Annotated in this window: 14 protein-coding genes; 5 read left to right on the top strand and 9 right to left on the bottom strand. The window is 75.3% G+C overall.

Annotated features, from left to right (window positions below; translation table 11 throughout):
- Positions 1 to 97: 97 nt before the first annotated feature.
- From AB0D32_RS27235 to AB0D32_RS27225, 3 genes are read right to left on the bottom strand one after another with little or no spacing between them, the layout of a single operon-like run.
- Positions 98 to 2,131, bottom strand: coding sequence for a sulfatase-like hydrolase/transferase (locus AB0D32_RS27235; protein WP_357096113.1), 2,034 nt, complete (start codon positions 2,129 to 2,131; stop codon positions 98 to 100).
- Complete coding sequence (locus AB0D32_RS27230; RefSeq protein ID WP_357096110.1) at positions 2,124 to 3,548, bottom strand: methyltransferase; 1,425 nt, start codon at positions 3,546 to 3,548, stop codon at positions 2,124 to 2,126. Before AB0D32_RS27230 ends, AB0D32_RS27235 begins: the two co-directional genes overlap by 8 nt.
- 8 nt (positions 3,549 to 3,556) lie before the next feature.
- On the bottom strand, positions 3,557 to 3,706 hold the full coding sequence (locus tag AB0D32_RS27225) for a hypothetical protein (RefSeq protein WP_165947858.1): 150 nt from the start codon (positions 3,704 to 3,706) through the stop codon (positions 3,557 to 3,559).
- A 188-nt stretch (positions 3,707 to 3,894) separates the two neighbouring features.
- Here AB0D32_RS27225 and AB0D32_RS27220 point away from each other — a divergent pair, with 188 nt between their 5' ends.
- Positions 3,895 to 4,290 carry a VOC family protein gene (locus AB0D32_RS27220; protein WP_357096105.1) on the top strand — a complete coding sequence of 132 codons (396 nt, stop codon included), beginning with the start codon at positions 3,895 to 3,897 and terminating at the stop codon, positions 4,288 to 4,290.
- Positions 4,291 to 4,320: 30 nt separating this feature from the next.
- Here the strand turns inward: AB0D32_RS27220 and AB0D32_RS27215 are convergent, their stop codons facing one another.
- Positions 4,321 to 5,007 carry a helix-turn-helix domain-containing protein gene (locus AB0D32_RS27215; protein ID WP_357096102.1) on the bottom strand — a complete coding sequence of 229 codons (687 nt, stop codon included), beginning with the start codon at positions 5,005 to 5,007 and terminating at the stop codon, positions 4,321 to 4,323.
- A 37-nt stretch (positions 5,008 to 5,044) separates the two neighbouring features.
- On the opposite strand from AB0D32_RS27215, the gene AB0D32_RS27210 reads away from it, so the two are divergent.
- A complete protein-coding gene (locus AB0D32_RS27210; protein WP_357096099.1) occupies positions 5,045 to 5,899 on the top strand; it encodes an arginase family protein in 855 nt (284 codons plus the stop codon).
- 31 nt (positions 5,900 to 5,930) lie between these two features.
- On the opposite strand, the gene AB0D32_RS27205 is transcribed toward AB0D32_RS27210, so the two are convergent.
- The 3 genes from AB0D32_RS27205 to AB0D32_RS27195 all read right to left on the bottom strand — a co-directional run bounded on the left by AB0D32_RS27205 (position 5,931) and on the right by AB0D32_RS27195 (position 8,528).
- Positions 5,931 to 7,376, bottom strand: a complete 1,446-nt coding sequence (locus AB0D32_RS27205; RefSeq protein ID WP_357096196.1) for a HAMP domain-containing sensor histidine kinase — start codon at positions 7,374 to 7,376, stop codon at positions 5,931 to 5,933.
- 28 nt (positions 7,377 to 7,404) lie between these two features.
- Entirely contained in the window at positions 7,405 to 8,151 is a 747-nt protein-coding gene (locus AB0D32_RS27200) for a response regulator transcription factor (protein ID WP_357096096.1), read from the bottom strand.
- Between the two features lie 143 nt (positions 8,152 to 8,294).
- A complete protein-coding gene (locus AB0D32_RS27195) occupies positions 8,295 to 8,528 on the bottom strand; it encodes a hypothetical protein (RefSeq protein ID WP_357096093.1) in 234 nt (77 codons plus the stop codon).
- A gap of 170 nt (positions 8,529 to 8,698) precedes the next feature.
- Here AB0D32_RS27195 and AB0D32_RS27190 point away from each other — a divergent pair, with 170 nt between their 5' ends.
- The 3 genes from AB0D32_RS27190 (at position 8,699) to AB0D32_RS27180 (ending at position 11,504) form a co-directional block, all read left to right on the top strand.
- Entirely contained in the window at positions 8,699 to 9,646 is a 948-nt protein-coding gene (locus AB0D32_RS27190; RefSeq protein ID WP_357096090.1) for a serine/threonine-protein kinase, read from the top strand.
- A 147-nt stretch (positions 9,647 to 9,793) separates the two neighbouring features.
- Positions 9,794 to 10,222, top strand: coding sequence for an OsmC family protein (locus AB0D32_RS27185; RefSeq protein ID WP_357096087.1), 429 nt, complete (start codon positions 9,794 to 9,796; stop codon positions 10,220 to 10,222).
- Between the two features lie 433 nt (positions 10,223 to 10,655).
- The gene (locus AB0D32_RS27180; protein WP_357096084.1) at positions 10,656 to 11,504 is read left to right on the top strand and encodes a hypothetical protein; all 849 of its coding nucleotides are present in this window, start codon (positions 10,656 to 10,658) and stop codon (positions 11,502 to 11,504) included.
- A gap of 46 nt (positions 11,505 to 11,550) precedes the next feature.
- On the opposite strand, the gene AB0D32_RS27175 is transcribed toward AB0D32_RS27180, so the two are convergent.
- Positions 11,551 to 12,099, bottom strand: coding sequence for an ATPase (locus AB0D32_RS27175; protein WP_357096081.1), 549 nt, complete (start codon positions 12,097 to 12,099; stop codon positions 11,551 to 11,553).
- Between the two features lie 146 nt (positions 12,100 to 12,245).
- The gene (locus AB0D32_RS27170; RefSeq protein ID WP_357096078.1) at positions 12,246 to 12,692 is read right to left on the bottom strand and encodes a response regulator; all 447 of its coding nucleotides are present in this window, start codon (positions 12,690 to 12,692) and stop codon (positions 12,246 to 12,248) included.
- Positions 12,693 to 12,707: the final 15 nt, after the last annotated feature.

Raw genomic sequence — 12,707 nt, 5'->3', positions numbered from 1 at the left:
CAGGGAGCCGGGAAACCCGCGCAATCCGGGCACGCGGTGGCGAAGAGGCATGGGAACGCTACCGGCTGGGGCGTACGTCGACGGGGCCGGCGGCCGGTCAGGAGAGGGCGAGGCGGAGCAGCGTGCCGTCGGGGGCGACGCGGTAGACGTCGAGGCGGTTGGCGCCGGCGTGGAAGAGCCGGTCGTCGGCGAGCAGGGCGGCGAACCGCCGCCCCCCGGCGTCCCGGGGGACCACCGGGACGACCGCGCCGACCCGACCGTTGACGGCGATCGCCAGCGGCGTGCCGTCGGGCACCTCGTCCGGCAGGTCGCCCCAGACGGCGGCCGGCAGGCGCCCGGTGTCCGGATCGACCGCACCGAAGGCGGCCAGGTCGTCGACGCGGGCGGTGCCGCCGGCCGGGCGGTCGCCGACGGCGGTGCCCACCAGCGGGTGGGACGCGGGCGGCGCGACCGGTGCCGGCACCCCGCCGGCGACGGGCGTGGGCTGGTCGGGCCGGTCGTAGAAGACCTTGCCCGCCTCGGTGCGCGGGGCCTGGCGGGCCGACCGGCCGTCGACCGGCCACGGGAGCCGGATGGCCGCCTCGTCGGCGATGGTGGGCAGCAGGTCGACGTGCTGCCAGTTCCGGTCGTCGATCCGCCCGGCGCGCTGGCCCGGGGTCTTGACGAACGTCGGCACCCAGGCGACCTCGCCGGGGGCGGTGCGGATGGCGTCCATCCCCCGGCCCTGCGCGCCGGGGGTGAAGCTGACGCCGTGGTCGGCGGTGACCACCAGCAGGGCCTGGTCGTAGAGGCCGCTGGAGCGCAGCGTACGCAGGGTCTCCCCGATCAGCCGGTCGGTGTAGCCGAGCTGCGCGAGGTGCCGCTGACGGGCCAGTTCCGCCCAGCCGGCGCCGTCGTTCGGCAGGTCGTCCGGGGCGTCGTAGCGCGCCCCCGACGGCAGGTACGCCCACGGCGAGTGCGGCATCAGCAGGTGCAGGAAGTGCAGGGTGGGCCGGGACGCCGGCCGCAGGCCCGCGAGGAAGCTGGTGAACCGGGCCGGCTGGTTGTCGTCCAGGCTGTCCCAGCGGAACTTCGGGTCCGCCGGCACCGGCTCGGCGGCGTCGATGCCCGCCTCCGCGCGGGTGCGCTCGCGGTAGGAGTCCTCCGGGTCGACGCGGCTGTCCACCGGGGCGGCGACCTGGCGCAGCAGTCCGCCGGCCTGCCGGAGCAGCACGCCCATCCCCTGCTCCGGGCTGACCGGCTGCTCACAGCGGCTGGGCGGGCAGAGTCGGGTGATGCTCTCCTCGGCGCGGACGTCGTACAGGCCGCCGAAGGCGGTGAAGAGGTTGTCCGGGTATTGCGAGTAGTGCGGCGCCACCTCCCGCTGCGGGTACCGGCCGGTGAGCATGGCCGGCAGCGCGTAGGGCGTCCAGCCGCTGACGCCGGTGGCGTTGCGGTACCAGGTGGAGCCGCCGGCCAGCTCGGCGAAGTGCGGGAACCGGACGGCGTCGATGCCCCCGTCCGCGCCGAGCAGCGACACCAGGGGCAGCTCGTCGAGGACCAGCACGACCACCGGCGGATGGTTGCCGGGCCCGGCCACCCCGGCAGCGCCGCCCTCGCCCCGGGGCAGCACCACCGTCGAGGTCGGCGAGACGAACACGAACAGCCCGACGAAGAGCAGCGGTCCGGCCGCGGCCAGCCGCAGCGCGCGGCCGGGCCCGCGCCACCGCCGGTGTGCGGTGGCCCCGGCGGCGCCGGCCAGGGCGGCGAGCAGCAGCAGCGGTACGCCCCGCAGCGGCGTACCGTGCCGGCCGACCTGCACGGCCAACGCGGCGAGCAGCAGGCCGACCAGCAGGGTGTGCGTCATCGACCGGGCGGGGCGCCCGGCCAGCCGGGACAGCGCGCCGAGCAGCGCGACGGCGGCGGTGGGCGCCAGCGCGACCAGCGCCACCAACAGCAGGATCTCGCCGCGATCCGCCCGGTGGAACAGGAAGAAGTCGGGGCTGCGCCCGAGGACGTCGAGCAGCGGCTGGGTGACCACGAGCCCGACCAGCCCCGCCACCTCGGCCAGCCGGCCGAGCTCCGTACGCCAGCCGCCCCACCGCCCGGCGGACGGTGCCGGGGCGGGCGCCTCGGGCGCCGGTTCAGCCACCCACGACCGCCGTGTAGAGCGTCCGGGTGCCCGAGGGCAGGTCGAGCCGGCGCGTGATCCGGCAGCGCGCGGCGAGCAGCCGCTCGAACTCGGCCGGACGGTAGTCGGGGAAGAGTCCCTCGGGCTTGTTGGCCAGCAGCCGTCGGGCCATCGGGTCCTCGGGGTGGACGAACTCCACCACCACGCGGGCGCCGGGGGCGGCGAGTGCGACGAGCCAGTCCAGCACCTCGGGCAGCGGCACGTTGCGCCCGATCGCCAGGTGGTGCACCACCGCCAGGGCGAGCACCGCGTCGGCGTCGGCCCGGTCGGCGAACGAGGCCCGCTCGACGCCGCGCCAGCCGCCGCCGGGCGACGGGTCGGCGAGGTCCATCACCAGGGGCAGGACGCGCCGCTCCCCCTGTGCGCGTAGCGCCCGGTAGAGCCCGTCCAGCACGGCCGGGTCCTGCTCGACCGCGACGACGTAGTCGGCGTGCCGGGCGGCGAGCCGGGCGTACCGGCCGTCGTTGGCGCCGAGGTCCAGCGCCAGGCGGGGCCGCGGCCCGTCGGTGAGCGCCGCGACGACGAAGCGTTCCTTCGCGGCCCGGTCGTCGGCCGTGTACGCGCAGGTGCGCTGGTAGTCGACCCAGTGGCTGGCCGTCGGGCGGTGCTCCAGCCGCCGGACGAGCTTCTCGATCCCGCGTACCGTGGCCAGCGCCAGCTCCCGGGAGTAGCCGGCCGCCCGCAGTTGGGACCGGACGTCGGCGGTGCTGGCCCGCGCGTTGCGCCGCTGCATCGCGTCGTGCAGGTGCACGTGGGTGGGCACGCCGGGCAGCAGCCGGCGCACACCGCCGAACAGCCGGCGCATCTGGTCGGGCTCGATGCCGTCGACCCGGGCACGCAGCCAGGGTTGGAAGTCCAGCCCCAGGTGCGCGCCGAGCAGCAGCGGGTAGAGCAGCGTCTGACAGAACTGCCGGTAGCCGGCCCAGGGCTCGCCGTCGCGCGCCGGGGTGAACGAGCCGACGTCGATGAACACCGGCTCGGCGCCACGCCACTGGAGGTTGTAGGCCGAGCCGTCCTTGGTGGTGAACCCGGCCGGCAGGGCCGCCCGCAGGATCTCCAGGTGCAGCAGCGCCGCGTCGCGGAGCATGGTGAAGGACCACTCGTACGGGTGGGAGACGAACGGGATGCGCTCGTGGCGGAGCACGGCGGCCCACCGGTCGCCCGACGGCACGGCCGGCGGCTCGACCGCCTCGGTGCCGCACACCTTGCCGGCGGCGAGCAGGGGCGGAAAGAACTCGCTGGCGGCCAGCGCACGCCATTCCCCGGCGGCCTGTTCGTCCAGCCCTCGCAGCACGTCGCCGTCGAGGTGGAAGACCCGGTTGGCGGGGTCGCGGAAGGAGCCCGGCTCGGTGCGCAGGCCGGTGCGGGAGTCCCCCATCGGCCGGGTCAGCGCTGGTCGGTGGGCTGGCGGCGGAACCGGTCGACCAGTCGCCGCCAGTAGAGCTTGGCCGCCACCGCGGCGCCGGCCACCCCGCCGACCACCGCCTGCACGATCAGGCTGCCGGACCCCGCGTCCAGGTAGGCCAGGTGTTCCACCGACCGCTCCTTCCCTCGCGTCTCGACACCGGCGTACGCAGGCAGGACCCCTTGAGGGATTTGCCCGGAAAGCCGGACTTGTCTGACACGCTACGCCGATCGTCCCGGTCGTGAGGGCCACACCCGGCACTCCGCCCGGTGTCCGTTTGGTTCAAGACGCCCACCGGGGCGTTCCCTACCGTGGGGGCATGGCACCGACACTCGACCTCATCGGGATGGTCAGCAGCGACCTGCCCCGCTCCCTCGCCTTCTACCGGCGGCTCGGCCTCGACATTCCGGCCGACGCCGACAGCGCGCCGCACGTGGAGGTCACCCTGCCCGGGGGCCTCCGGCTGGCCTGGGACACCGCCGAGACCGTCCGCGCGTTCGAGCCGGGCTGGGAACCCGGGGGCGGGGGCGGGGCCAGTCTCGCCTTCCGCTGCGCCGACCCGGCCGAGGTGGACCGGCTCTACGCGGAACTGCTGGCCGAGGGCCACGAGGGCCACCTGCCCCCGTGGGACGCCTACTGGGGCCAGCGGTACGCGGTGGTGCTCGACCCGGACGGCAACGGCGTGGACCTGTTCGCCCCACTCCCGCCGAGCTGAAAGGAAAGGGCCCTTCCTTTCACCGGACGCTCAGCGGGGCAGCAGGGCGGTCGGCGGCACCCCGGCGAGGTCCCGCACGTCACGGGTGAGGTGGGCCTGGTCGGCGTAGCCGCAGTGGGCCGCCACCTCGGCCAGCGGGGTGCCGGCACGGGCCAGCGCCAGCGCCCGGCCCATCCGCAGGATCCGGGCCAGCGTCTTCGGGCCGTACCCGAACAGGTGCCGGCACCGGCGGTGCAGGGCGCGCGGAGCGAGGCCGGCCTCGGCGGCGGTCGCGGCCACGGTGGCCCCACCAGCCAGCGCGGCGGCGACCCGGGCCCCTAGCGGATCGGGCCCGCCGGCCGCCCGCAGCCGGCGCACGGCGATCTCCGTGAGCGCGGCGACAGGATTCGCCTCCGCCAGCGCCGCCAGCCGGGCGGCGTCCCGGTCGCCCCACAGGTCGGCCAGGGGCACCCGCCGGTCGCGCAGCTCCACGGCCGGTACGCCGAGCACCGCCGGGCCGGTTCCCGGCGGCAGCCGCAGCCCCACCCAGCGCTCCGCCGGCCCGCCTCCGGCGAGGTGCGCGGTGCGGTCCGGCCCGGCCACCACCAGCCCGGAGCGGCTCGACCAGAGCAGGTCGACGCAGCCATCGGGGAGCACCCTGGTCGGCGCGGCGCCCGCCGTCGTGGTGCTGGTCCAGAGCACCGCGCGGGCGAACCCGGCCGGACGTTCTCGGTACATGGCGCCCAGCCTGCCACGGTCGGGCTAGCCTCCGGATGTGCGATGGTCGGTGCTGGACGCCCCACTCGACTCCTCCGGACGCGGCCGGGGCGAGCAGCGGGCGCCGGCGGCGCTGCGGGCCGCCGGGCTGCTGGACCTGTTGGGCGCCGCGGACGCCGGCACGGTCGACGCCCTGGTCACCGACCCGGTCCGGGACCCGGAGACCGGTGTGATCGGCGCCGACCAGGTGCGCCGCGCCAGCCGGACGATCGCCGCCCAGGTGACCGAACTGCTCGACGCGGGACGGCACCCGCTGGTCCTCGGCGGCGACTGCGCGATCCTGCCGGGCACGTTGCAGGGGCTGCCCGCCGGCTTCGACCTGTGGTTCCTCGACGCCCACCTCGACTTCGAGGACGGCAGCACCTCGCCGACCGGCGAGGCGGCGGACATGGACCTGTCGATCGTCACCGACCACGGCCCGGCTGGGGTGCTCGACCGGGAGGGGCCGCTGGTCGACCCCGACCAGGTGCACGTGCTCGGCCACCGCCCGCTCGACCGGGCCGCGGCGGAGGGCAGGGAGGCCCTCCGGGTCGCCCCGGCCGTGCACCTGGTGCCCGCCACCCGGCTACGCGGCGCCGACGCGGCGACGGTGGGCCGGGATCTCGCCGTCGGTACGACGCCGGTCTGGCTGCACCTCGACCTCGACGTGCTCGACCCGATCGTGCTGCCGGCGGTCAGCTATCCGGAGCCGGACGGCCTCGACTGGGCCGACCTGATCGCGCTGACCCGGCCACTGGTGCGCTCGGGACGGCTGATCGGCATGAGCGTCACCGACTTCAACGCCGACGAGGACCCGGACGGGCGCCACGCGGAGCGGATCGTGCACTCCCTCGCCGAACTGCTGGCCGACTGAACGCCGACCCGGCCGGCACGGCACGGGACCCTCAGGCGTCCGTGGTGGCGCCCGGCAGCCGGACGGTGAACACGGTCCGGCCCGGTTGGCTGTCCAGTTCGACCGAGCCGTGGTGGGCCTCCACCACGGCGGCCACGATCGCCAGGCCCAGGCCGGTGCTGCCGTGCGCCCGGGACCGGGAACTGTCGCCCCGGGAGAAGCGTTCGAACACCTCGTCCCGCAGGTGCGGCGGCACGCCGGGGCCGTCGTCGGCGACGCCGAGCAGGGCGACGTCGCCGGCCACCCCCAGGGTGGTCGTGACCGTGGTGCCGGGCGGCGTGTGCACGCGGGCGTTGGCCAGCAGGTTCGCCAGCACCTGGTGCAGCCGGGCCGGGTCGCCGGGGACCCGGACGACGGTGTCCGGCAGGTCGAGCCGCCAGCGGTGCTCCGGCCCCGCGACGTGCGCGTCGCCGACCGCGTCCACCACCAGGGCGGACAGGTCCACCGGCTCGACCGCGAGCGGGCGACCCGAGTCGAGCCGGGCGAGCAGCAACAGGTCGTCGACGAGGCTGGTCATCCGGGCGCTCTCCGACTCGACCCGGCGCAGCGCGTGGGCCACGTCGGGCGGCACCCGGTCCCGGCCGCGCCGGGCGACCTCGGCGTACCCCCGGATGGCCGCCAGCGGGGTGCGCAGCTCGTGGCTGGCGTCGGCGACGAACTGGCGTACCCGGGTCTCGCTGGCCTGGCGGGCGGCGAGCGCGGCGGCCACGTGCCCCAGCATCCGGTTCAGTGCCGCGCCCACCTGGCCGACCTCGGTGCGCGGGTCGGTGTCGGCGGCCGGGACCCGCACGGACAGCGCGACCTCGCCACGGTCCAGGGGCAGCTCGCTGACCCGGCCGGCGGTGGCGGCGACGCGGCGCAGCGGGCGCAGGGTCGCCCGCACGATCAGGGCGCCGGTCCCGCCGGCGACCAGCAGCCCCACGGTCGCCACGCCGGCCTGCGCCGCGACCATCCACCAGACGGTCTCCGTCACGCCCGACAGCGGCAGACCGAGCACGCGTACGGTGCCGCCCTGGACCTGGCGCGCCACCACCCGGTAGTCGCCGCGCTCCCCCAACTCGCGGGTGCGGGGCCGGCCGTCCGTGGGCAGGTCCGCGAGGCCGGCCAGGTCCTCGGCGGGAACGGCGCGCTCCTCCCGGTCGACCAGGGTCCAGGCCCGGACCACCCGGCCGTCGGCCACCTCGGCGGCGACGGTCCCCGGCGGGAAGCCACGGGGGATCCGCGCGTCCGACGGGATGCTCGCGCCGGGCGGCGGCTCGAAGGGCGACGGCGCGCCCCGACCGTGCCCCGTCCGCATCGGCACCAGTTGGTCGTCCACCCGGTCGATCAGGAACTGCCGCAGCGCGACCGTGGTGATCCCGCCGATGGCGACGCTGACCAGCGCCAACAGGGCGACCAGGATGACCACCAGGCGGGTCCGCAGGGACAGGCCGGCCAGCCGGCGGCGGAGCCGGCCACCGGGTCGCTCACTCCGCCGGTCGGAGGACATACCCCGCGCCGCGCAGCGTGTGGATCATCGGTTTCCGGCCCGCGTCGATCTTCTTCCGCAGGTACGAGATGTACAGCTCCACCACGTTGGCCTGGCCGCCGAAGTCGTAGTTCCAGACCCGGTCGAGGATCTGCGCCTTGCTGAGCACCCGGCGCGGGTTGCGCATGAGATAGCGCAGCAGCTCGAACTCGGTGGCGGTGAGGGTGATGGGCTGGCCGTCGCGGCGCACCTCGTGGCTGTCCTCGTCGAGGCTGAGGTCGCCGACGGTGAGCACCGCGTCGGGGCGGGCGGCGACGGCGAAGCCCGAGCGGCGCAGCAGCGCCCGCAGCCGGGCGATCACCTCCTCCAGGCTGAACGGCTTGGTGACGTAGTCGTCGCCGCCGACGGTCAGCCCGGCGATCCGCTCCTCCACCGCGTCCCGGGCCGTCAGGAAGAGCACCGGCACCGTCGGGGCCTGCTCACGCAGCCGGCGCAGCACCTGGAAGCCGTCCAGGTCGGGCAGCATCACGTCGAGCACCACGGCGTCCGGCTGGAACTGCCGTGCCTCGCTCAGCGCCGACGTGCCGTCGCCCGCCGTACGCACCTGCCAGCCCTCGTAGCGCAGCGCCATGCACAGCAGGTCGGCCAGGGTGGGCTCGTCGTCGACCACCAGCACCCGCACCGGTTCCCCGTCGGGGCGACGCAGCTCGATGCGTCCCGTAGCGGCCTGCCCGTCCGTCACCATGGACCCATCGTGGACCGGCCCGCTGTGCCTGGCTTGTGCGCCACCTGTGTCCCCGCTGTGCGCGGGCCGGCCCGACCGCCGCCGGACGCGCGACGGGCGGCCGGCACGGCGGGTCGCCCGGCCCACGCGTCCGTCCGGGCGGCTCATTCGGTCATGCCCACCGGGTACGTGTGCACGAAGCGCATCGTCCAGGTGCCGCTGCCGGCGGGGTGCTCGCGCTGGTAGAGGTGGTCGGGCCCGCCCCCGGCGGGGAGAGCGGCGCCGTCGGGGTGGCGCAGGATCCAGTGCGCCGGCGGGGAGCCGTCCGGCTCGGCGGGCAGCGCCCGGACCAGGTCGTGGGCCGGGCCGCCGACGAAGCGTACGGTCACCTCGCTCATCCGCGCGCCCGCCTTCCCGCGTGCCGGCCGACACCGGCCCTGGCTCGCAAGCTACCGCAGCAGGAGACGATTCCGCCCGGATCCGGCAGCGGTTTGCCCTGATCGGAGCCCGGGTACCGCAGCGTTGGCGACCCGTCGTGGGACGGGCCACGAGACGCGGGGAGCGGTCGATGAAAACGCTGGACGGGCGGTACCGGCTCGAACAGCGCATCGGCGTCGGCGGCATGTCGGAGGTCTGGCGGGCCCACGACGCGGTGCTGGACCGGCCGGTCGCGGTCAAGGTGATGTCGCCCGGGCAGGAGGGGCAGGACACCTCCGTGGAGCGGATCCGCGCCGAGGCGCGCTCCGCCGCCCGGCTGGTGCACCCGAACGTGGCCTTCGTGCACGACTTCGGCACCTGCGGGACGGGGCCCGACGGTCAGGTGCCCTACATCGTCATGGAACTGGCCGAGGGGGAGACGCTGGCCGCGCACCTGCGGGCCGGCCCGCTGGACTGGCGCATCGCCGTACGGGTCTGCGCCGAGGTGAGCGCCGCGCTGGCGGCCGCCCACGAGCACGGCATCGTGCACCGCGACGTCAAGCCGGCGAACGTGATCCTGACCCCGGCCGGTGTGAAGGTGCTCGACTTCGGCATCGCCACCCCCTCCGGCACCCCGGACCGGTCGCCGGAGGGAATGGTCGTCGGCACGCCGGCCTACCTGGCGCCCGAGCAGCTGGAACGGGCCCCCGTCACACCGGCCGCCGACATGTACGCCCTCGGTGTCCTGCTCTACTACTGCCTGACCGGGCGGCTGCCGTACCAGGCGGGCACGACGACGCAACTGTTCGGCGCACGCCGGCGACAACCGCCGATGCCGCTGCCGGAGATCGAGGGGCTGCCGTCGGAGGTGGCCGACCTGTGCGCGAGCTGCCTGGCCGAGGACCCGGCGGACCGGCCGTCCAGCCTGATGGCGGCGCTGCTGCTGGCGGAGGCGGTGGACGCCCGGGTGTACGTGCCGATGCGGCAGCCCACGGCACCGCGGCAGCGCAGCGCGGCGATGTCGCCGTGGACCGAGCGGGCGGCGGCCGAGGTGACCGAGGCAGCCCCCCTGCCCGACTGGTCGACCCAGGCCGGCTGATCCCCGGCGTTCGCACGTCGGCGTGGTCGCGGGGGTCCGGCCCGGCGGTACGGACGTTCGTGCGGCCCCCGGCCGTCCCGCCGGTCACCTGCGGTTTCACCCCTCGGGGGCCGGGTAGCCGGGCGGGTGAGCGACGGGAGGAACGTGATGCCGGAATCGATCTCCTGGCTGAACGAGACGGCCACCGCGACCGCCGAGGGCGGCCACGTACGCACCGACGACGGGGGCCTGTCCACGGCCCTGGCGTCCCCGCTGGCACCACACTGCTCGGGGCTGACCCCGGAGCAACTGCTCGCCGCCGCCTTCGCGTCCTGCCTGCACCACGCGGCGGTGGAGGCGGCGGGCGACATCACCGACGAGGCGCACACCGTGCAGGTACGCGCCGAGGCGAAGCTCGGGCGCGACGACGACGGCCGGTACCGGGCCGACGTGCACGCCTCCATCTCGTCGGCGGGACTCAGTCGGCAACAGCTCGCCGAACTGGTCGAGCACGCGGATCGACTGTGGCCCTTCTCCAGCGGCGACGGCAGCAGGCACCGGCTCACCGTGACCCCGGCGGAGAACGGCCGGCACTGATCGACGGGCAGGTCCTCGTGCCGCCGCCCCGCCCACCGGTGCCACAGGCACGGCCGGACAGGACGCCCCGGCACCGGTCGCCGCAGCGGCCCGCCGGTCCCCGGCCCGCCGTCGCCCGCCAGGGGGCACCCCGGCACCGGCAGCCCGCGGAGGAGGCCGGGTCGGCCCGGCGGCTGACCGGCGACCGCCCGACTGAACAAGGCGCACTCCCCCGTTCGGTGGAGGTGCGGTCCGGTCAACTCGCCCCGATCCAAGATCAACCAATCGCCCCACAATAAGGCTGCTTATCGGATATATACGAAAGAGCTGACACAGGAAGATTGGCGTGTTGATGACCGGCCGGGCGTAATCGGATCGCAGATCGGCGCAAATTGTGGCGCATGCCACCAAGCAGACCGATGGCAAGACGCGTTCACCTTTCTAGCCTCGGCGGGTGCACCCCGACGACCCCCTCGATCAGAAGCTGACCCAGGACCGACCGGCCAGCCGCCCGGACGATCACGCATCGGCCGAACGGACGACCGGCCGTCATCGCGCCGCCGAGCGACAGCGTCGACGCCCCCGGGCCCTGCTCACCTCGACCCCCGTCCGGGTCGCGCTCGCCGTGGGCGTGACCTCCTGCCTCGGTGCGGTGGCGTTCGCCTGCACGCGTGAGGACGCCGACCCCGACCTCGCGCGGGAGCCCGTGGCCGAGGCCCTGGCCGAGCGGGCCGTCGACGACGACCGCGCCTCGCGGTCCCTGGACCGGGCCGTCTCCCCCTCCCCCACGCTCAGCCCCAGCGCCACGCCGAAGCCGACCCCCTCGGCCACCCGCAAGGCCCCACGCAAGCCGGCCACGCCGCCCCGCCCTCGCCCGGTCGCCGGGCTCACCCAGGCGCAGATGGACAACGCCAAGGTCATCGTCGACGTGGGCGTCGAACTGAAGATGCCCCGCCGTGCCCTGGTCGTCGCCGTGGCGACCGCGATGCAGGAGAGCCGGCTCTACAACCTCGCCAGCGACGTGCTGCCGGAGTCGACCCGGTACCCGAACCAGGGCAGCGGCTCCGACCACGACTCGGTCGGCCTGTTCCAGCAGCGCCCGAGCAGCGGTTGGGGCACCGTACGCGACCTCATGCGCCCCTCGTACGCCGCGCGCTCGTTCTACGAGGCGCTGCGGGAGATTCCGGGCTGGCAGCAGATGAGCGTGGCCGGCGCCGCCCAGGCCGTGCAGATCTCGGCCTTCCCCGACGCGTACGCCCAGCACGAGGGCCTGGCCACGACGGTCGTCGCCGCGCTGACGTGACCACACGGCGTCGGGGGGCCGCGCACGGCCCGGACCGGCGAGAAGGTCAGCGGATCCCGGCTCGGCCGCCCGGCGGCTCGCTGGCGGCGTCCGCGCCGCCACGGGCGGCGATCCGGGTCGCCGGCACACCGCTGCCGGGCACCCCGGCCGCGGCGGTCGGGGTGTCGGCCGGGACCGCGTCGGCGACCAGACCGCCGAGAAGCTGGTCCACCCGGGCCTCACGCCGGCGCCGGGCGTACAGCGCCGCCTCGAAGTCCCGACGGGCCTGCACCGCCTCGGCGTAGACGCGCTCGCGCACCTGCCGGGCCTCCTCCCGGGCCGCGTCGAGCTCGACCCGCGCCCGGTTCAGGAGATCGCCCGCCTCCCGCTCGGCCTCGTGGACGCCGCGCGAGGCCCTGCCCGCGTCGCCGAGGTCCAACCGCTGGAGCAGGCTGCGGAGCGCCGTCGCCTCGTCACGGATCTCGTCCCACTCGCGACCGGCCCTGGCGGTGCCCTCCGCCCGGGCGGCGAGCCGGGTCAACCGGATGCCGATCTCGTCCAGGCAGTGATCGACCTGCCGCTGGTCGTAGCCGGTCTCAACGACGGAAAACCTCATACTGTCGCCCCCAGGCAGCTGATGGTTCCTTCCCACCCTGGATCATCCGCGCCGGGGGCGACGGCGGAGGGGGTTCGGGAAAACTGTTCAGCATGCGGACGCGCCCGGGAGGAGGACCCGGGCGTGGACGATCACCCTGGGGCGGCTCAGGAACGCTTCGGGAGCACGACCACCCGGCCGAAGAACTCGTCGATCCGGTGCACCACGTCGTTGAAGTCGTCCAGGTCGATCGGCTTGGTGACGTACGCGTTGGCCTGGAGGGTGTAGCTGCCCACGATGTCCGTGTCGGCGTTGGAGGTGGTCAGCACGACGATCGGGATGGTACGCAGGTCCTCGTCGCTCTTGACCTCGCCGAGCACCTGCCGCCCGTCCATCCGCGGCATGTTCAGGTCCAGCAGGATGACGTCCGGCCGGCGGGCCTCGGCGTGCCGCCCCTCGCGGCGCAGGAACTCCATCGCCTCCTGGCCGTCGCTGACCACGTCGATGACCTTGTCGACGTCGGAGTCCGCGAGAGCCTCCTCGATCATGAGCACGTCACCCGGATCGTCGTCCACCACCAGGATGCGAACCGGATTCGGGCTGTCTGCACCCATCACTACCTGCTTCGT

The organism is Micromonospora sp. NPDC048170, assembly GCF_040652795.1.
In the GTDB taxonomy this organism is placed as follows: Bacteria; Actinomycetota; Actinomycetes; order Mycobacteriales; family Micromonosporaceae; genus Micromonospora.
This window is presented reverse-complemented; position numbering and strand designations above follow the sequence as displayed.